This is a genomic window from Amycolatopsis coloradensis, from assembly GCF_037997115.1.
In the GTDB taxonomy this organism is placed as follows: domain Bacteria; phylum Actinomycetota; class Actinomycetes; order Mycobacteriales; family Pseudonocardiaceae; genus Amycolatopsis; species Amycolatopsis coloradensis_A.
In genome coordinates this window covers 251,247-269,376 of the sequence record NZ_CP150484.1, presented here as the reverse complement: position 1 = coordinate 269,376, position 18,130 = coordinate 251,247, and the positions used below count along the sequence as shown (strand labels likewise).

The following is an 18,130-nucleotide window of genomic DNA, read 5'->3' as shown; positions in this document are numbered from 1 at the left end:
ATTCATATCAGCGCTGGACAGCCTCCATACCGGCGGTATGCTGTACTCGTCGGTAACACCTGGGCTCTGCGTGGCGCCTTTCCGGCTCCGCGCGGCATCGAACGGAGACGGCATGACGAGCACGACACCGGCGAGTGCGGGCCAGCACACTGAAGGACCGTCCACCATCGGCGGCGTTCCCGGCGCCCCCGCCATGACGAGGGCGGAACGGCTCGTGCGCCGGGTCGTGGGCGGTGCGGACTCGGCGCCCGTCCAGATGCGCGCGCCCTTCACCGGACAGCCGATCGCGACCCTCCCCCAAGCCACCGACGCCGACGTCCGCGCCGTGTTCGACCAGGCACGGGAAGCTCAGCGCGCATGGGCCGGGCGACCGGTCGAAGACCGCCAGCGCATCCTGATCCGCCTGCACGACCTGGTATTGAAGCGGCAGGAAGAGGCGCTCGACCTCGTGCAGATCGAGGCGGGCAAAGCACGGATGGACGCCTTCGACGAAGTCAGCGCCACCGCGCTCGTGGCCGCCTACTACGGCAAGCACAGCGCGAAGTTCCTGTCGCCTCGCCGCGCCGCCGGGCTGATCCCGGTGTTGACGAAGGTCGGCGAGATCCGGCACCCCAAGGGTGTCGTCGGGATCATCTCGCCGTGGAACTACCCCCTCGCGCTGACCGCGATGGACGTCCTGCCCGCGCTCGCGGCGGGCAACGCCGTCGTGCAGAAGCCGGACAACCAGACCGCGCTCTCGGCGCTGTGGCTGCAAGAGGTCGCCGAGGAGGCCGGGCTGCCCGCCGGTGTCTGGCAGATCGTGCTCGGCCGGGGTTCGCAGATCGGCGACGCGCTGGTCGAAGAGTCGGACTATCTCTGCTTCACCGGATCCACCCCCACGGGCAAGGGCCTCGCCGCGAAGGTGGCGGAGCGGCTGACGAGCTACTCACTCGAACTCGGCGGCAAGAACCCGATGATCGTGCTGCCCGACGCGGACATCGCCAAGACCGCCACGGGCGCGGTGACCGCGTGCTTCTCCTCCGCGGGGCAGCTGTGCGTCTCGGTCGAGCGCATCTACGTGCACGAGTCGATCCGCGAGGAGTTCACTCGCGCGTTCGTCGCCAAGACCGCCGCGCTGCGGCTGGGCGGCACCCTGGACTACCAGGCGCAGATGGGATCCCTGACCTCCGAGGCCCAACTGGAGACGGTGTCGGCGCACGTCGAGGACGCCCGCTCCAAGGGTGCGAAGGTGCTCACCGGTGGCAAGGCGCGGCCCGACCTCGGCCCGCTGTTCTACGAGCCGACCGTGCTCACCGACGTCACCGAAGACGTCAAGCTGTTCGCCGAGGAGACCTTCGGGCCGGTCGTGTCGATCTACGGCTACACCGACGTCACCGACGCGATCGAGCGGGCCAACGACACGAAGTTCGGGCTGAACGCGAGCGTGTGGTCGCGCAACGGCCGGGCGGGCTGGGAGGTCGCGGCGCGGCTGAAGGCCGGGACCGTCAACGTCAACGAAGGCTTCGCGGCGACCTTCGGGACCGTGGGCCTGCCGATGGGCGGGATGAAGGAGTCCGGCGTCGGGCGGCGCAACGGTGCCGAAGGCCTGCTCAAGTACACCGAGGCCCAGGCGATCGCTTTGCAGCGGGGGATGCCGCTGCGCCCCGGCCGCGGAATCCCGCCGAAGCTCTGGGTGCGGGCACTGAGCACGAGCCTGAAAGCCCTGCGCCGCCTCCCGCGCCGCTGATCCCCTTCCCGCGTTTAGTCCTCTGAACGCGGTACTTGCACACGCAAGGATCGCATTCAGAGGACTAAACGCGGCTAGGAGGAAGAGGTCGGAGCGGCCAGCAGGCCCCGGTCGTAGGCGATCGCGACCGCCTCGGCCCGGCGGCTCGCGCCGAGTTTCGCCATCACGCGCGAAAGGTGGACGCTCACCGTCTTCTCGCTGATGTACAGCTCTTCACCGACCTGCCGGTTGGTCCGGCCGAGCGCGACGCGCTCCAGCACGTCACGTTCCCGATCGGTGAGCGGATCGACGACGTCACGACGCGGCGCCGCGGCCTCCCCGGGAAGCTCGACGCGCGCCCGGTGGCTGAGCTCCCGGACGGCTTCGCGCAGCGGGCAGGCGCCCAGCCGATCGGCCACCGCGTGCACGGCCAGCAGCTCCGACGCGGCGAGCGCGGTGTCGCCGTCCGAAGCCAGCAGGGATTTCGCGTGCTGCAGACGGCACATGGCCTGCTCGTACACCGCGCCGTACCCGAACGCCTCGACCGCCTTCGCCCACAGCGCCGGATCCCCCGTGCCGCGCAGGCTGCCGCCGAGCGCCTCCAGCCGGGCGAGCCACGCAAGCGCCTCCGGGCCCAGCGACACCGAACGCGGGATGCCGTGTTCGGCGCAATGGCGGCCGTGGGCGAGGAACTTCTCGCCCGATTCCACCGCGGCCTCGACTGTCGCCTGATCACCGCGTACCCGTGCCTCGGCGGCCTGGGCAACTGCCGCCGTGAGACCGTGCACGCTGATCCGGATGCCGCCCAGCACGGCGGGTTCGACCTCTTCGAGCCAGTCGATCAGCTCATGCGCATGGCGCACCGCACCCGCGTGATCTCCTCGCCACGACGCGAGCTGGATCGCGGCGTCGCCCGCCGCGAGCGCGATCGAGTAGTCCGCGCTCCAGTGCTGACGGAGGCTGGGCAGGATCTTGTCCGCGTCCGCGAACCGGCCCCTGCCGACGACGAACTGTGCCCAGATCCCCAGGAAGCGCCCGGCGACGACACTCGAAACACCGCGGCCCGCGCGGCCGGCGTCGTCGTCTTCCGGCCAATCCCCGCTGACGTACCGCAGCGTGAGGTGTTTGGTCCGCAGCTCGATGCCGAACGAGCTCCAGGTCAGCCCGGTCTCCTTGGCCCGCTTGATGCCCTTGGCGTAGTACTTCAAGGCGGAATGGATCTCTGCCCTGTCGTCGTAGCTCAGCCCGAGGAAGTGCAGGGCCCGTAGCTCGCCGTTGAGCGCGCCGGAATCCCTGGCCTTCCGCTCGGCCTCGCGCAGCCGCTCCCGCGCCTCCTCGACGTCGCCCGCCGAATCGGCCAGCGTCCCGAGCGAGACCAGCGCCGCCGCCTCCGCCCCGCCCGCGCCGACGGCCCTGGCGTCGGCGACCGCGGCCAGGGCGCACTGCAGCGCCTCGTCGTGCCTGTCGATCAGCCGCAGGATCCCGGCGCGGGTGGCGAGCACCCAGGCCCGCGCGGCACTCGCCTCGGTGTGTTCGACCAGCTCCCAGGCCTTGTCGATCGCCTCGACGACCTCGTCCAGCGTGCCGTCGACCGAAAGCAGCGCCTCGGCGTGCCGTCGCCAGACCTTGGCGGCCCGCTCGTTGCCGGTGTCCGGGCCCAAGGCCTCGGTCGCGGACCGCGAATAGGCGACCGCGCGCTCCGGCTCCCCCGACGTGCTCGCGAAATACGACGCCTCGTGCAGGAGGCGGAGCTCGTCGACGTCCGACGGTCGGTCCGCCGCGGGCACGGCGTCCCAAATGGACAGTGCCTGCTCGACGTGCCTCAGCGCGGAGCCGGGCGCGCCCAGCTTCTCCGCTTCGTCCATCGCGCGCAGCAACGCGGCCAGCGCGGTGACGAAGTCCTTGCTCTCCATGCTGTGGTGCGCGAGCCGCGCGTCCTGGCCCCGGCCTTGTGTGCGGTTACGAATGCGTGCCGCGTACGCCGCGTGCATGCGCACCCGCTCCCCCGGCAACAGGTCGCCGTACACGGCTTCCTGCAGTAGCGCGTGGCGAAAGGTGTAGAAACCATTCTCGATCACCAACACGTGATGCTGCACGGCCTCGCGCAGCGCCTCGTCGAGTTCGAGTTCGTCCAGGCCGGAGATCTCGGCGAGCGCGGCATGCGCCACCGCGTCCTTCGCGACCGAGACCACGCGCAGCACCCGGCGCGTGATCTGCGAAAGCTGCTCCACCCTGGCGAGGAGCACTTCGGCCAGCCCGGCGGGGAGCTCGCGGCAGTCCTTCGCGGACGCGAGCAGCTCCTCGACGAAGAACGGATTGCCCTCGGACCGGGTGACGATGTCGGCGATCAGGTCCTGGCCGATCGGCTCGTCGGCCAGCGCCTCGACGAACGCGCGCGCGTCCTCGGCGCCGAACGGCTTGACCTCGACACGTTCGACCGCGCCCAGCCGCACCACCTCGGACAGCACCGCCCGGAGCGGATGCCGCCGGTGGACGTCCTCCTCGCGATAGCTCGCCACCACCAGCAGCCGCTGGGTGCGCAGCCTCGTCAGCAGGAAGGACAGCAGGTTCCGGGTGGAACCGTCGGCCCAGTGCAGATCCTCCAGCAGGATCACCACGGGCCGGCGCTGCGCGATGACGGTCAGCACCCCCAGTACCGCGTCGAACAGCTGGAGCTGGCCGAGGTCCCGTTCGGGCCCGAGGCGTTGCGTCGACACCCGTTCGCTCGCGGTGAGCTGACCGTCTTCGATGGCGGGGTAGTCCTCCGCCTGCTGCATCTGCGGGAGCAGCCTGCCCAGCGCCGGCCGCGCCCGGACCGCGGCGGTGACCGCGGGATCGGACGTCGTCGCCAGCGGCGCCAGCGCCTCGGCGAACGGAAGATAGGGAAGACCGCCCTCATGGACGTCGATACAGCGCCCGGTGAGCACCAGGGCGCCCGCGCCCGCGGCGTACTCGCCGAGCGCGGTCAGGAGGCGGGTCTTGCCGACGCCGGCGTCACCGGAGAGCAGCACCGCGCCGGCCTCGCCCCGTTCTGCACGGGCGAAGGCGGCGCGGAGCTGCCGCATCTCCTGTGTGCGGGCGACGATCGGGATTCCGGAGCCAAGACGGGGCACGAGGTGCATTCTTGCCTACCGGGCCGACAACTTCGCCTGTGTTTTCGCCGAGAGCTTCATCGCACTCGACCTCTACCGGGTGATGTCGCCGCTGCGGGCGGGCGCCTGCCGGACCTCTCGGCGCTCCTGGGCGGGCACCTGGACTTCGGCGCGCTGCGCGCGGATCCGCTTACTCGCCCGGCGGGCCCGCTCGACCCAGATGCTGCGGCCCGCTCGCTGCAGCTCTTCCCGGCGGTACTCGACCTCGGCCAGTACGCCGGTGAGCAGAGCGTCGTTCGTGTTCATCTTTTCCCCTTAGGAACTCACTGCCTTGTTCGGTAGTGACGAGATTCGTCCTGAGGGGTGCCTCGCGGCATCGGGTGATCACCTACACCCGGACGTGATTCGACCCCTTACGCCGGCCCATCCCCTGCTCGGGGGGCGTAAGGGGTCGAGTTCGGGGATCTTCAGTCGTGAGCGGGGCCACTCGTGCGCACCGCGCCGAGCAGCCCACGCCAAGCCTGCGGCGAGAGGCGGAAGGCACCTCCCTCAGGGTCCTTGGAGTCCCTCAGCGCGGCACCGGAACCGGTGAAGGCGACCTCGACGCAGTCGTTGCCGCCACCGCTGTGGCTGCTCTTGAACCACCGGGCCTGGGAAAGATCATCGTTGGGCGTCATGCTCCCCACTCCTTACTTGTTTCCAGGGACTTCTCCGGAAGGGCCGCCTGTTCGGCGAACCTTCCGGCGGCCTCGGCGATCACCTCGACCGAGTCGTCCGGCTTCAACGCGGCGGCACGCAGATGGTCGAACATCAACGCGTATCGCCGGACGTCCGGGGGTTCCTCCAGGTAGAGCCCGCTGGAGGTGCTGTCGACGTAGACCACGTCGGTGTCGGCCAGTTCGGGGAAGCCCATGATGAGGAACGGACCCTCCATCCCGGGATGGGCACCCGCGCCGAACGGCACGATCTGGACGGTCACGTTCGGCTGCGCCGCCATCGTGACCATCCGGTACAGCTGCTCCGCCATCACCTCGGGGCCGTCGACCACGCGGTGCAGGACCGCTTCGTCGATGACGGCCCAGTACTCCGGGGGCGAGGGGTCGGTCAGCAGTTCCTGCCGCGCCATCCTCGCCGCCACCCGCCGCCTGATCTCGGCGTCCTCGGCGTCGGGCCGCATCGCCCTGATCACGGCCTTGGCGTACCGCTCGGTCTGCAACAGGCCCGGCACCAGCAGCGCCTGGAACGCCCGCAGCGAACTCGCGTCCGCCTCCAACCCGACGAAGGTGCCGGTGAACACCTCGTTATACGCGTGCCACCAGCCGCGTTTGCGGGCTTCCCTGGCCAGCTGGACGAGCGCTTCCTGCTCGTCTCCCGCGATGCCGTACAGCTCGAGCATGTCGCGCGCGTCGCGCGGGGTGACACCGACATGTCCCGTCTCGATGCGGCTGACCTTCGACGCCGAGCATTCGAGCTTCTCGCTCACCTCGTCGATGGTGAGGTCCGCCGCCTCGCGCAGCCGCCTCAGCTCGCTCGCCAGCCGCCGGCGGCGCACGGTGGGTCCCTGACCCCTCGTCATCACGGCACCTCCACAAGCTGTCCGAGCAACACCGATCGCGACACGGCGAGGAGAACAGTGTTCAGTGCCCCGCACGAAGCACATCTAACCAGCCCGAGACACATTCGGTGAGATGGTCACACGACCATTTTCACCCACGCCTCGATTTTCATCCTGCAATTTGCAGATTGCCGTTGTAGGTTGAGCATTGTGCAACGCGGTACGCCCGCCCTCACCGGCGGCAGCGGATCCGCTCGCGGCACAGGCGCGGGGCCGCGAGCTGCACCGATGGGCTTTCGGAAGGATACCCGTCGAAGCCGGATTCACCCCCGGTGCAGGGCCGGAGCCGTCCCCCGATCGGTTCCGGCCCTCCCTATATGCCCGCATCCATTCCGTAATGCTCTGGCTCTAGATGTTAATTCGTTTCGCCATTCCCTCTAAAGGGTGGACAAGACGACATCTCCGATGCGGAACGTCACCGTTCACACGACCCGCAGAAGACCTTCCTGCACCACGGTGGCGATATGCGTTCCGTCCGCGGCGAAGAACCGGCCGGTCGCCAGCCCCCGGGCACCCGACGCGGTCGGCGACGCGCTGTCGTAGAGGAACCACTCGTCGGCCCGGAACGGGCGGTGGAACCAGAGCGCGTGGTCGAGGCTCGCGCCCAGCACCTTGTCGAGATCCCAGTAGACGCCGTGGCGCGCGAGGACCGAGTCCAGAAGCGTCATGTCGGAGGCGTAGGTCAGCACGCAGACGTGCAGCAGCTGCTGGTCCGGGAGCTTGCCGTCGGCCCGCATCCAGACCTGGTTCCTGGCGGGCCGGTCGCCCGACTTCCTGGTCACCCACGGCGGATCGTTGACGTAACGCAGGTCGATCGGGCGCGGCCGGTCGAGATGGCCCATGAAGTACCCCTCGGCCCGCTCCTGCAGCGTCGGGAGCGACTCGGGGTCGGCGACGTCCGGCATGGTCTCGGAGTGTTCGATACCGCCTTCGTCCTTCTGGAACGAGGCGGACAGGGAGAAGATCGCCTTGCCGTGCTGGATGCCCACGACGCGGCGAGTGGTGAACGAGCGGCCGTCGCGGATGCGGTCGACCTCGTAGACGATCGGGACACTCGGGTCGCCGCCGCGGATGAAGTACGCGTGCAGCGAGTGGACCTTCCGCTCCTCGGGGACCGTGCGGCCGGCGGCGACCAGCGCCTGCCCCGCGACCTGCCCGCCGAACACCCGCACCGGCGAATGGGCGGGCGAGACGCCGCGGAAGATGTTCTCCTCGATCTTCTCCAAGTCCAGCAGCGCGACCAGCCGGTCGAGCACGGGCTGTCCGCCCACCCCGCCGGCGTTGTCGAAACCGGCCGCGGCTTCCCTGGCCATCTCAGTCATGTCCTGAACTTTAGGCCGTGCGGGTGCCGTGGGCCCGGGTGAGGCGGGACCTTTGTCGCGAAGGCCACCTTCGGGACACCTTGGACTCTCGGGGCGGCTGGCGGCCGACATCTCCGGCGAGGGGGCGGTTCGGGCCAAGACGTAGTGAAGGCCTCCTTCCCTACTCTGACGGTAGGGAAGGAGGCCTTCGCTACGCCGCCGAAACGCCACTCACGACCCCTCGTGGCAGGACATGGCCCTCATCCGCACGGTGGCGCGTAGTCGAGCCCCGGGAAATACCTCTCCCACTCTTCCCTCGTGATCCTCGGCGGCGCCAGACGGCAGATCTCCTTCGTCCGGACGTCCTCGTCCTGCCGGTTCACCCGCCCGGCCTCGACGGGCTCGCCGTGACCCGCGAAGTGGCTTCCCGCGTACCGGGAACCGCCATTCTGGCCCTGACCCCGCCGGGCGACGGCGAACTCGTGGTCGCCGCGATGCTCGCGAGCGCCCGCGGCGTCCTGTCCCGGAGCGCGGGTCACGACGACCTGGTCCGGTTCATCCGCGGGGTGGCGGCGGGCGCCGTCGTGTTCGGCGAGCGCGCCGCGGACCGGCTTTACGGCTTGCTGGCCGCTTCGCAGCCGATGCGGGCGTTCCCGCGGCTGACCGCGCCCAAGACCGTGCGCAACGTCGTCTCGTCGATCCACGCCAAGGCCGGCACGGACGATCGGGAAGTGCTGCTCGCCCAAGCCCGCGACGCGGGCCTCGGGCATCACTCGTAGGTGGCGGCGTCCGCCCAAGGACGCGACTGTGTGGTTCTTGGGGCGTTGGATGACCAGAAATCCACACAGTGCCCGCCTGACCGGTCCGGTCAGGACGGCCAGACCGCCTGAGGCGCGATCATTCGTAGGTGCGCGGCGTCCAGACCACACCGTTCTCGGCCCTGGTCTTCGACGAGCCGATGATCAGCAGGCAGCGCATGTCCACTTCCGACGGCTCCAGCGTGCCGAGGGTGACCACGCGGACGTCCTCCTCGGGGCCGCCGACGTCGCGGGCGACGACCACCGGTGTCTCCGGCGCGCGGTGCCGGAGCAGGACGTCGCGGGCCTGCGCGAGTTGCGTGGTCCGCGTGCGGGACGCCGGGTTGTACAGCGCGAGCACGAGATCCGCCGCGCCCGCCGCGTCCAGCCGTCGTTCGATGATCTCCCACGGTTTGAGCCGATCGGACAGCGAAAGCACGCAGTAGTCGTGGCCCAGCGGCGCGCCGACCCTGGACGCGGCCGCCTGCGCGGCGGTCACACCGGGCACGATCCGCACGCGGGCTCCCGCGCCGTGACCGGCGGCGACCTGCTCCAGCACCGCCGACGCCATCGCGAACACGCCGGGATCACCTGAAGAGACGACGGCGACCTTGGCGCCGTTCGCGGCCAGTTCGAGTGCTTCGACGGCGCGTTCGGCCTCGACGCGGTTGCCCGACGCGTGCCGCTGCTGGCCCGCGCGCTGCGGCACTCGCGCGACGTACGGGCCGTAGCCGACGACGTGCTCCGCCGCGGCCAGTTCCTCGGTCGCCTCGGGGGTCAGCCACCCGGGACCGGCCGGCCCGAGGCCGACGACCACGACTTCCCCACCGGTGTGCGTTTCCTGCTTCCTGGCGGCTTCGGATTCGTCGGCGAGCCGGGAGGCGTAGGCCGGGCTGGGCAGCAGCGCCAGCGAGAAGTACGGCACCGAATCCGGATCGACGTCCGCGAACGGCTCGACGCGCTGCGCCTGCCAGGTCGCGCGTTCGACGTAGAAGGCGTCGTCCAGCTTCCCGGCTTCGGCCAGCGCCTCGCGGACGTTGCCGAACGTGCGCCCGAGTTTGAGCACCGCCGCGGCCTGCGTGTCGGCCAGGCGTCGCGCGAGCTCCGGCGCGGGCAGCGTGCCGGGCAGGATGGTGAGGACCTCGTCGCGCTGCACCAGCGGGCGGCCCAGCACCGAGGACGCCGCGCTGACCGACGTCACGCCCGGCACCACGGTCGCCTCATAGCGGTCGGCGAGGCGTTCGTGCATGTACATGTAGGAGCCGTAGAAGAACGGGTCGCCTTCGCAGAGCACGACCACGTCACGTCCGGCGTCGAGGTGCTCGGCGAGCCGTTTCGCGCTCAGCTCGTAGAAATCGGCGATGGCGCCTTCGTAGCCGCCGGGATGGTCGGTGGTCTCGGTGGTGACCGGGTAGACCAGCTTCTCCTCGATCTGGCCGTCCCGCAGATACGGCTCGGCGACCGAACGCGCGATGCTCCGGCCGTGCCGCGCGCTGTGATAGGCGATGACGTCGGCCTCGCCGATCAACCGGGCGGCCTTGACCGTCATCAGCTCGGGGTCACCGGGTCCGAGCCCGACACCCCAGAGTTTTCCGAGCCCGCTCATTCGACCTCACTCGCCATCGCGTTGATCGCGGCGACGGCCATCGCGCTGCCGCCACGGCGTCCGTGCACCACCAGGTACGGCGCGGGTGCCCGCTTCGCGAGCTCCACTTTGGACTCGGCTGCGCCGATGAAGCCCACCGGGACCCCGATGATCGCCGCCGGGGCGCCGACGCCCTCTTCGAGCAGTTCCAGCAGGCGGAACAACGCGGTGGGCGCGTTGCCGATCGCCACCACCGAACCGGGCAGCTTGTCGCGCCACAGCTCCAGCGCGGCCGCGGACCGGGTGGTACCCATCCGCTCGGCCAGCCCCGGCACCTTCGGATCGGACAGCGTGCACAGCACCTCGTTGGCGGCAGGCAAACGTTTGCGGGTCACCCCGGAGGCGATCATGTTCGCGTCACACAGGATCGGCGCTCCCGCTTCGAGCGCGGCGCGGCCGGATTCCACCACGTCCAGGCTGTAGCGGAGATCGTCGACCAGGTCGACCATCCCGCAGGCGTGGATCATCCGCACGGCCAGCACCGCGACGTCGTCGGGCAGGATCGCGAGATCCGCCTCCTCACGGATGGTGGCGAACGAATGCCGGTAGATCTCGGCCCCGTCCCGGATGTAGTCGATCACTGCTGCCCCTTCAATTCGGCACTGTCCTTCTCCGCCAACGCCTTCGCCAGCTCGCCGACCGGGACGAAGGCCCCGTCGACCAGATAACCGTCCTCCGTCGCGAGCACGTCGACGTGCTCGCGCGCGGGTTTGCCGCAGCGCCGTTCACAACCGGCGAAATGGGCTCGCGGGATCCACCCGACCCGCGCCGCGTCGGCCCGCACGTCGGCGAGCGACTTGGCACAGCCCGGATGCCCGATGCAGGCACTGATCCCGAGCGACGGCGCGTCCGGATCGGTGATCAGCCCCGCGTTCGCTTCCAGGGAGCCGAGGACCAGGATCGACCGCCACGGGGTGACCACGGCGTTTCCGGCCTTCGCGATCTTGCGCGCCTGAGCCGAGGTGAGCCTGCCGAAGACCGGGGCGACCCCGATCGCGTCGCCGATCGGCCCGATCGGGAGGCCCGGGTTTACCTCGAACTTTCGCGGTTCCGTCGTTTCCCCCGGTATGCCCTTGAGCAGCGGCTCGGTGTCGGCAAGTTCGCTCACCCGCCAAGCCGTTCCCCGCGTTCGAAGGAACGCTCGCGCGACGGAGAGCAGCGACTCGACGGCGTGCTCCGCGGCGACCCGCAGACCGGTGTCTTCGCCGGCGAGCAGCACGGCGCCGTCGCGCCAGCAGACGTCGGCGCCCTCACCGGCGACGTCGCCTTGGCCGCCGTCGAGGGCGAAGAGGAAGCGTCCCGGGAGTTCGGCCAGCTCAGGAGCCGCGCACAGCGCCTTGTCGAGGGCCGAGGCCAGCTTTTGCGCGGTATCGCTCAACGGCGACGCGAGGATGTTGCGGACGCGTTCGTGCGACGGCGAAGGCAGCAGCCCGGCCGCGGTGAGCCTGCCAGCGAGACCTGGCCGGGTGACGCCGCGCAGCTGCACGTTGCCGCGGGAGGTCAGGTGGAGGGCGCCGTCCCCGAGGTCGTCGGCGGCATCCGCGAGCGCGCCGACCTGGGCCGAGGTGATGGCGCCGCCGGGCAGCCGGATCCGGGCGAGCGGACCGTCGGCCGCGTCGTGTGTGGCGAAGACACCAGGGCACGCGTCGGCTCGGACACGGGCGCTCGTGGACATGCGCTCACTGTAGATGGCCCGTTTCTGCGAGAGTATCTCTCAGACCGAATGTAGTAGGTGTGCTACATTCGATCGCAGCACTGAGATGGGGGTGACCAATGAGAGATCCACACGACGTGATGATCTCCGTCAAAGATCTCCGGATGCGATACGGCACGAACGACGTTCTCCACGGCGTCGACTTCACCGCGCACCGCGGCGAGGTGATCTGCCTGCTCGGCCCGAACGGGGCGGGCAAGACCACGACGATCGAGATCCTCGAAGGCTTCCGGATGCGGTCGGAGGGCGAGGTCAGCGTGCTGGGCACCGACCCGGCGCACGCGGACGAGAACTGGAGGGCGCGGCTGGGGGTCGTCCTCCAGGCCTGGCGCGACCACGCGAAATGGCGGGTGCGCGAGCTGCTGGAGCACCTGGGCGGCTACTACGCGCCGTACTCCACGGACCGCATCAAGCGGCCGTGGGATCCGGACGAGCTGGTCGCCGCGGTCGGCCTGACCGAGCACGCGGACAAGAAGGTCCGGATGCTCTCGGGCGGGCAGCGGCGACGGCTCGACGTCGCGATCGGCATCGTCGGCCGTCCGGAACTGCTGTTCCTCGACGAGCCGACCGCCGGACTGGACCCGGAGGCGCGGCGCGAGTTCCACGAACTCGTGCACCGGCTGACCGATGACGACGACACGACGATCCTGCTGACCACGCACGACCTCGACGAGGCCGAGAAGCTGGCCGACCGGATCCTGATCCTGAACCACGGCCGCATCGTGGCCGACGGTTCGGCCGACGCGCTGAGCAGACAGATCGCCGGCGAGGCCGAGGTGCGCTGGACGCTGGACGGCCAGCGGTTCGTGCACTCCACGACCGAATCGACGAAGTACGTGCACGAACTGTTCAAGCAGCACGGGGACGCCATCGGCGATCTGGAGGTCCGGCGGGCGTCGCTCGAGGACACGTACATGACCTTGGTCCGCAAGGCCGAGTCCCTGGAGGCGGTGGGCGCGCGATGAACACGATTCAGCACAGTGTCCGGCTGGGCGTCCGGCGCGGCTGGCTCGAAGCCCGCCAGATGATGACCAACCGGGAAGACCTCTTCAACACCTTCCTCTTCCCGGCGATCTTCGTGATCGTCATGTTCTTCATGCGCGGCGCGAAACTGCCGGGCACGGAGTTCTCGCTCGGCGCCGCCACCGTGCCGAGCGTGCTGGGCGCGTCGATCGTGTTCAGCGGCATGCTCGGGATGGCGGGAGTCCTCGCCGTCGAACGTGAAGACGGCACGCTCCTGCGCGCCAAGGCCACCCCGAACGGCATGATCGGCTACCTCGTCGGCAAGGTCGTCACGGTGTCGTTGAACACCGTCATCGGAATGCTGCTGGTACTGATCCCCAGTCTGATCCTGTTCGACGGCATCGCGCCCGGCGGGCTGACCTCGTGGCTGGGCCTGCTGTGGGTGCTGGTGCTCGGTCTGCTCGCCACCATGCCGATCGGCGCGATCTTCGGCTCGCTGACCTCGAACGCGCGCAGCATCGGGCTGATCATGCTGCCGACACTGGGGATCGGCGCGATCTCGGGGATCTTCTACCCGATCACCGCCCTGCCGGAATGGCTGCAGTACCTCGGGCAGGTGTTCCCGATGTACTGGCTCGGCCTCGGCATGCGGTCGGCGCTGCTGCCGGACTCGACGGTGATCATCGAGATCGGCCAGTCCTGGCGGCCATGGGAGACCCTCGGCGTGCTGTCGGTGTGGGCCGTGATCGGATTGACGCTGGCCCCGGTCGTCCTGCGGCGCATGGCGCGACGCGAGTCCGGGTCCTCGGTGGCGGCACGACGGGAAAAGGCGATGCAGCGAATTGGCTAGCTCATGAGCGAGGTCGTTTACAACCGGATCGCGATGTTGCGGGCGGAAAGGGGCATTTCCCGCCGCGAACTCGCCGATGCGCTGGGCGTGCACTACCAGACCATCGGCTACCTCGAACGCGGCGAGTACAGCCCGAGCCTCTACCTCGCACTGCGGATCGCGGAGTTCTTCGAGGTGGCGGTGGAGATCATCTTCTCCACCGCCCCGTTCCCGCGGATAGGTGACTCTTCGTCGGAGCGGTCGGCGTGAGCAGCTCGGCGAGGCCCGAGGAACCCACCGGACGACACGGGGCCTGGCGAACCCGCGCGACCGGACCGATCACGCGCGACTGGGTGGATTTCGGGTCATCCAACGTCCCAAAATCCACCCAGTGCCCCGCCAACGGCCTGGGGGCGGTCGCCGTCCTGGCCGTGCTGCACGCGGACGTCGAAGGCACCGGCGTGGAGCTGGTCAGCCGCCACCAGGGCCAGGTGCTCACCCACGTGTGGGGTTACGACTCCGCCCCCGGCCGCACATCACCTTGACTCCCGCCGGACCGCACCGGAGAGTGAACCGAAGAACCCACGCGTCGGCAGGTGGAGGAACCCGGTGAGAGTCCGGGGCGGTCCCGCCACTGTCACCCCTCCCGGTGAAGAGGGGAAGCCAGGAACTCCGGCCGGCGCGACCGCACGACCCGGGGCGCGGACACCCCGAGTGAGGAATGCTGTGATCCTGCTTCTGTCCACTTCGGACACCGACCTGCTCAGCGCCCGGTCCAGCGAGGCCGACTACCGGCTGGCGAACCCCGCCCGGCTCGATCTGGCCGAGCTGCCCGCCCTGCTCGACGGCGCCCCGATCGTCGTCGTCCGGATCCTCGGCTCCGAACGCAGCTGGCAGGAAGGGCTCGACACGGTCCGCGCGAGCGGCGCGCACGTGGTGGTCCTCGGTGGTGAGCAGACACCGGACGCGCAGCTCATGAAGCTGTCGACGGTCCCGGCGGGCACGGCGGCGGAGGCGCACGCGTACCTCGCGCAGGGCGGGCCGGAGAACCTCAACCAGCTGCACCGCTTCCTGAGCGACACGCTCCTTCTGACGGGTGACGGCTTCGAACCGCCCGCCGTGCAGCCGCTGTGGGGTGTCCTGGAGCGCGAGCCGAAGAGCCCCGAGGGCCCGGTCGTCGCGATCCTCTACTACCGGGCGCATCACCTGTCCGGCAACACCGAGTTCGTCCACGCTCTCTCCGACGCCGTCGAGGACGCCGGGGGCCGCGCGCTCCCGATCCACTGCGCGTCCCTGCGCACCCGCGAGCCGGAGATGATGGCCGAGCTGGCCAAAGCCGACGCGCTCCTGGTCACCGTGCTGGCCGCCGGCGGCACCCGGCCGTCCGAGGTCGGCGCGGGCGGCGACGACGAGGCGTGGGACGTCGCCGAGATGGCCGCGCTCGACATCCCGATCCTCCAAGCCCTGTGCCTGACCAGCGACCGCGAGACGTGGTCCGCGAACGACGACGGCCTCTCCCCGCTCGACGCGGGCAACCAGATGGCCGTCCCCGAGTTCGACGGCCGTCTCATCACCGTCCCGTTCTCGTTCAAGGAGATCGACGACGACGGCCTCCCCAAGTACGTGCCGGACGCCGAGCGCGCTTCACGGGTCGCCAAGATCGCGCTCGCGCACGCCCGGCTGCGCCACACTCCCCCGCCGGAGCGCCGTATCGCGCTGATGCTGTCCGCGTATCCGACGAAGCACTCCCGCGTCGGCAACGCCGTCGGCCTCGACACGCCCGCGTCCGCGATCGAACTGCTGCGCCGCATGCGCGACCAGGGTTACGACCTCGGCGAGGACCCGTTCCCCGGCGTCGAGCCCACCGGCACCGACCAGCCCGACGGCGACGCGCTGATCCACGCGCTCATCGCCGCGGGCGGCCAGGATCCGGAGTGGCTCACCGAGGAACAGCTGTCCGGCAACCCGATCCGCGTGCCCGCCGACAAGTACCGCCAGTGGTTCGCCGAACTGCCCGCGGAGCTGCGCGAGGGCATGGAGGAGCACTGGGGTCCTGCCCCCGGCGAGCTCTATGTGGACAACGGCGACATCGTCCTGGCGTCGCTGCAGTCCGGCAACGTCATCCTGATGATCCAGCCGCCGCGCGGATTCGGCGAGAACCCGGTGGCGATCTACCACAACCCGGACCTCCCGCCGAGCCACCACTACCTGGCCGCGTACCGCTGGCTGGAGGAGGAGTTCGGCGCGCACGCCGTCGTCCACCTCGGCAAACACGGTTCGCTGGAATGGCTTCCCGGCAAGACCGCGGGTCTCTCTGACTCGTGCGCGCCGGACGCCGTCCTGGGTAATCTGCCGCTGATCTACCCGTTCTTGATTAACGATCCCGGCGAGGGCGCGCAGGCCAAACGGCGCGCGCACGCCACGATCGTCGACCACCTGATCCCGCCGATGGCCCGCGCCGAGAGCTACGGCGACATGGCCCGCCTGGAACAGCTCCTCGACGAGCACGCCAACATCGCCGCGATGGACCCGGCCAAGCTGCCCGCGGTCCGCGCGCAGATCTGGACGCTGATCCAGGCGGCGAAACTCGACCACGACCTCGGTGTCGAGGAACGCCCGCACGACGCCGAGTTCGACGACTTCCTGCTGCACATCGACGGCTGGCTGTGCGAGGTCAAGGACGCGCAGATCCGCGACGGCCTGCACATCCTCGGCGCCGCGCCGGTCGGTGAAGCGCGGATCAACCTCGTACTCGCGATGCTGCGGGCCCAGCAGATGTGGGGCGGCAAACAGGGCGCGGTCCCCGGTCTGCGTTCCGCCTTGGGGCTCAAGGAGAACAGCGACGCACCACTGTCCGAAGTGGACGCCATCGAGCAGAAGGCGCGGTCGCTCGTCGAGGCGATGGAGGCCAGGGACTGGTCCCCCGGCGCGGTCGCCGAGGTCGTCGCCGACGTGCCGGAACACCAGGAGGTCGCCCGTGTGCTGACCTTCGCCGCCACCGAGATCGTGCCGCGGCTGGCGGGCACCGGCGCCGAGATCGACGCCGTGCTCCACGCGCTCGACGGCGGCTACATCCCGGCCGGGCCCAGCGGTTCTCCCCTGCGTGGCCTGATCAACGTCCTGCCGACCGGCCGCAACTTCTACACCGTGGACCCGAAGGCCATCCCGAGCCGTCTCGCCTGGGAGACCGGGCAGGCGCTCGCGGACTCGCTTCTCCGCCGCTACAGGGAGGACACGGGCGACTGGCCGCGTTCGGTCGGTCTCTCGGTGTGGGGCACGTCGGCCATGCGCACGTCGGGTGACGACGCGGCGGAAGTCCTTGCGCTGCTGGGTGTCCAGCCGATCTGGGACGAGGCGTCGCGACGGGTCACCGGCATCGAGGCCATCCCGCTCGCCGAACTCGGCCGCCCGCGTATCGACGTCACGGTGCGGATCAGCGGGTTCTTCCGCGACGCCTTCCCGCACGTGATCACCTTGCTGGACGACGCCGTCCGCCTGGTGGCGAATCTCGACGAGCCGGACGACGAGAACTTCGTGCGCGCCCACACCCGCGCGGATCTGGCCGCGCACGGGGACGAACGCCGGGCCACCACGAGGATCTTCGGCTCCAAGCCCGGCGCGTACGGCGCAGGCCTGCTGCCGCTGATGGATTCCGGGAACTGGCGCGACGACAAGGATCTCGCCGAGGTCTACGCGGTCTGGGGCGGCTTCGCCTACGGCCGCGACCTCGACGGCAGGCCCGCGCGCGAGGACATGGAGAACTCGTACAAGCGGATCGTGGTCGCGGCCAAGAACACCGACACCCGTGAGCATGACATCGCCGATTCCGACGACTATTTCCAGTATCACGGCGGGATGATCGCGACGGTCCGTGCGCTGACCGGGACCGCGCCCGCGTCCTACGTCGGCGACAGCACCACCCCGGACGCGGTCCGCACGCGCACCCTCGGCGAGGAGACCGCCCGTGTCTTCCGGGCCCGCGTGGTCAACCCGCGCTGGCTGGCGGCGATGCGCAAGCACGGCTACAAGGGAGCTTTCGAGCTGGCGGCGACCGTCGACTACCTCTTCGGTTTCGACGCCACCGCCGGGGTGGTCGGCGACTGGATGTACGAAAAGCTCACCGAGTCCTACGTGCTCGACGAGGTCAACCAGGAGTTCCTGCGCCAGGCCAACCCGTGGGCGCTGCGCGGCATCATCGAGCGGCTGAACGAGGCGGCCGATCGGGGGCTGTGGGCGGAGCCGGACGCCGATCTTTTGGCTCAGCTGCGCGAGGTCTACCTATCGCTGGAGGGGGATCTCGAGTCCTGACATCACCCGCTGGAGCAGCGCCGTGGCACTCCCGGCGGTACCACTGTCGTATGCGCAGAACTTAGCGTGACAAGGGCGGTGGGACGTCAATGATCGGGAGGACAGCGATGATCAAGCGTCTGTTGAAGGTCGTGCTTCGCCACGGTTGCTGCTCGGCGTGC

Annotated in this window: 15 protein-coding genes and 1 riboswitch; of the genes, 7 read left to right on the top strand and 8 right to left on the bottom strand. The window is 69.9% G+C overall.

Going from position 1 to position 18,130, the window contains the following annotated elements; translation table 11 throughout:
• Nucleotides 1-112: 112 nt before the first annotated feature.
• Nucleotides 113-1,726, top strand: a complete 1,614-nt coding sequence (locus LCL61_RS01015; protein WP_340685093.1) for a succinic semialdehyde dehydrogenase — start codon at nucleotides 113-115, stop codon at nucleotides 1,724-1,726.
• A gap of 74 nt (nucleotides 1,727-1,800) precedes the next feature.
• On the opposite strand, the gene LCL61_RS01010 is transcribed toward LCL61_RS01015, so the two are convergent.
• From LCL61_RS01010 to LCL61_RS00990, 5 genes are all read right to left on the bottom strand, one after another.
• A complete protein-coding gene (locus LCL61_RS01010) occupies nucleotides 1,801-4,827 on the bottom strand; it encodes a helix-turn-helix transcriptional regulator (protein ID WP_340685092.1) in 3,027 nt (1,008 codons plus the stop codon).
• A 63-nt stretch (nucleotides 4,828-4,890) separates the two neighbouring features.
• On the bottom strand, nucleotides 4,891-5,103 hold the full coding sequence (locus LCL61_RS01005; protein ID WP_340685091.1) for a hypothetical protein: 213 nt from the start codon (nucleotides 5,101-5,103) through the stop codon (nucleotides 4,891-4,893).
• A 161-nt stretch (nucleotides 5,104-5,264) separates the two neighbouring features.
• Nucleotides 5,265-5,474 (bottom strand): DUF397 domain-containing protein, encoded by a 210-nt coding sequence (locus LCL61_RS01000; protein ID WP_125675531.1) that lies wholly within the window; start codon nucleotides 5,472-5,474, stop codon nucleotides 5,265-5,267.
• The gene (locus tag LCL61_RS00995; RefSeq protein WP_063275090.1) at nucleotides 5,471-6,373 is read right to left on the bottom strand and encodes a helix-turn-helix domain-containing protein; all 903 of its coding nucleotides are present in this window, start codon (nucleotides 6,371-6,373) and stop codon (nucleotides 5,471-5,473) included. The genes LCL61_RS01000 and LCL61_RS00995 overlap by 4 nt, the downstream gene beginning before the upstream one ends.
• Nucleotides 6,374-6,834: 461 nt before the next feature.
• Nucleotides 6,835-7,734, bottom strand: coding sequence for an acyl-CoA thioesterase II (locus LCL61_RS00990; protein WP_340685090.1), 900 nt, complete (start codon nucleotides 7,732-7,734; stop codon nucleotides 6,835-6,837).
• A 386-nt stretch (nucleotides 7,735-8,120) separates the two neighbouring features.
• On the opposite strand from LCL61_RS00990, the gene LCL61_RS00985 reads away from it, so the two are divergent.
• Nucleotides 8,121-8,492 (top strand): hypothetical protein, encoded by a 372-nt coding sequence (locus LCL61_RS00985; RefSeq protein WP_340685089.1) that lies wholly within the window; start codon nucleotides 8,121-8,123, stop codon nucleotides 8,490-8,492.
• Nucleotides 8,493-8,610: 118 nt separating this feature from the next.
• Here LCL61_RS00985 and LCL61_RS00980 read toward each other — a convergent pair whose 3' ends face one another.
• The 3 genes from LCL61_RS00980 to LCL61_RS00970 are packed head-to-tail and all read right to left on the bottom strand — an operon-like array spanning nucleotide 8,611 to nucleotide 11,830.
• Nucleotides 8,611-10,116 (bottom strand): precorrin-2 C(20)-methyltransferase, encoded by a 1,506-nt coding sequence (locus LCL61_RS00980; protein WP_340685088.1) that lies wholly within the window; start codon nucleotides 10,114-10,116, stop codon nucleotides 8,611-8,613.
• Nucleotides 10,113-10,736, bottom strand: a complete 624-nt coding sequence (locus LCL61_RS00975) for a precorrin-8X methylmutase (RefSeq protein WP_016332061.1) — start codon at nucleotides 10,734-10,736, stop codon at nucleotides 10,113-10,115. The genes LCL61_RS00980 and LCL61_RS00975 overlap by 4 nt, the downstream gene beginning before the upstream one ends.
• Nucleotides 10,733-11,830, bottom strand: coding sequence for a precorrin-3B synthase (locus LCL61_RS00970; RefSeq protein WP_340685087.1), 1,098 nt, complete (start codon nucleotides 11,828-11,830; stop codon nucleotides 10,733-10,735). Before LCL61_RS00970 ends, LCL61_RS00975 begins: the two co-directional genes overlap by 4 nt.
• A gap of 98 nt (nucleotides 11,831-11,928) precedes the next feature.
• On the opposite strand from LCL61_RS00970, the gene LCL61_RS00965 reads away from it, so the two are divergent.
• From LCL61_RS00965 to cobN, 5 genes are all read left to right on the top strand, one after another.
• The gene (locus LCL61_RS00965; RefSeq protein WP_340685086.1) at nucleotides 11,929-12,834 is read left to right on the top strand and encodes an ABC transporter ATP-binding protein; all 906 of its coding nucleotides are present in this window, start codon (nucleotides 11,929-11,931) and stop codon (nucleotides 12,832-12,834) included.
• Nucleotides 12,831-13,682 (top strand): ABC transporter permease, encoded by an 852-nt coding sequence (locus tag LCL61_RS00960; protein WP_340685085.1) that lies wholly within the window; start codon nucleotides 12,831-12,833, stop codon nucleotides 13,680-13,682. Before LCL61_RS00965 ends, LCL61_RS00960 begins: the two co-directional genes overlap by 4 nt.
• 3 nt (nucleotides 13,683-13,685) lie before the next feature.
• Nucleotides 13,686-13,931, top strand: coding sequence for a helix-turn-helix transcriptional regulator (locus LCL61_RS00955; protein ID WP_005162705.1), 246 nt, complete (start codon nucleotides 13,686-13,688; stop codon nucleotides 13,929-13,931).
• Nucleotides 13,928-14,206 carry a hypothetical protein gene (locus tag LCL61_RS00950; protein WP_340685084.1) on the top strand — a complete coding sequence of 93 codons (279 nt, stop codon included), beginning with the start codon at nucleotides 13,928-13,930 and terminating at the stop codon, nucleotides 14,204-14,206. Before LCL61_RS00955 ends, LCL61_RS00950 begins: the two co-directional genes overlap by 4 nt.
• Nucleotides 14,207-14,238: 32 nt before the next feature.
• Nucleotides 14,239-14,352, top strand: a riboswitch (cobalamin riboswitch).
• 35 nt (nucleotides 14,353-14,387) lie between these two features.
• Nucleotides 14,388-17,969, top strand: a complete 3,582-nt coding sequence (gene cobN / locus LCL61_RS00945; RefSeq protein WP_340685083.1) for a cobaltochelatase subunit CobN — start codon at nucleotides 14,388-14,390, stop codon at nucleotides 17,967-17,969.
• The last annotated feature ends 161 nt before the right edge of the window (nucleotides 17,970-18,130 follow it).

Coding starts and splice junctions, on each gene's coding strand:
- LCL61_RS00955 (WP_005162705.1), top strand. CDS start 13,686: ATGAGCGAGGTCGTTTACAACCGGATCGCGATGTTGCGGGCGGAAAGG.
- LCL61_RS01015 (WP_340685093.1), top strand. CDS start 113: ATGACGAGCACGACACCGGCGAGTGCGGGCCAGCACACTGAAGGACCG.
- LCL61_RS00980 (WP_340685088.1), bottom strand. CDS start 10,116: ATGAGCGGGCTCGGAAAACTCTGGGGTGTCGGGCTCGGACCCGGTGAC.
- LCL61_RS00965 (WP_340685086.1), top strand. CDS start 11,929: ATGAGAGATCCACACGACGTGATGATCTCCGTCAAAGATCTCCGGATG.
- LCL61_RS01010 (WP_340685092.1), bottom strand. CDS start 4,827: ATGCACCTCGTGCCCCGTCTTGGCTCCGGAATCCCGATCGTCGCCCGC.
- LCL61_RS00995 (WP_063275090.1), bottom strand. CDS start 6,373: ATGACGAGGGGTCAGGGACCCACCGTGCGCCGCCGGCGGCTGGCGAGC.
- LCL61_RS00990 (WP_340685090.1), bottom strand. CDS start 7,734: ATGACTGAGATGGCCAGGGAAGCCGCGGCCGGTTTCGACAACGCCGGC.
- LCL61_RS01000 (WP_125675531.1), bottom strand. CDS start 5,474: ATGACGCCCAACGATGATCTTTCCCAGGCCCGGTGGTTCAAGAGCAGC.
- LCL61_RS00970 (WP_340685087.1), bottom strand. CDS start 11,830: ATGTCCACGAGCGCCCGTGTCCGAGCCGACGCGTGCCCTGGTGTCTTC.
- LCL61_RS00960 (WP_340685085.1), top strand. CDS start 12,831: ATGAACACGATTCAGCACAGTGTCCGGCTGGGCGTCCGGCGCGGCTGG.
- LCL61_RS01005 (WP_340685091.1), bottom strand. CDS start 5,103: ATGAACACGAACGACGCTCTGCTCACCGGCGTACTGGCCGAGGTCGAG.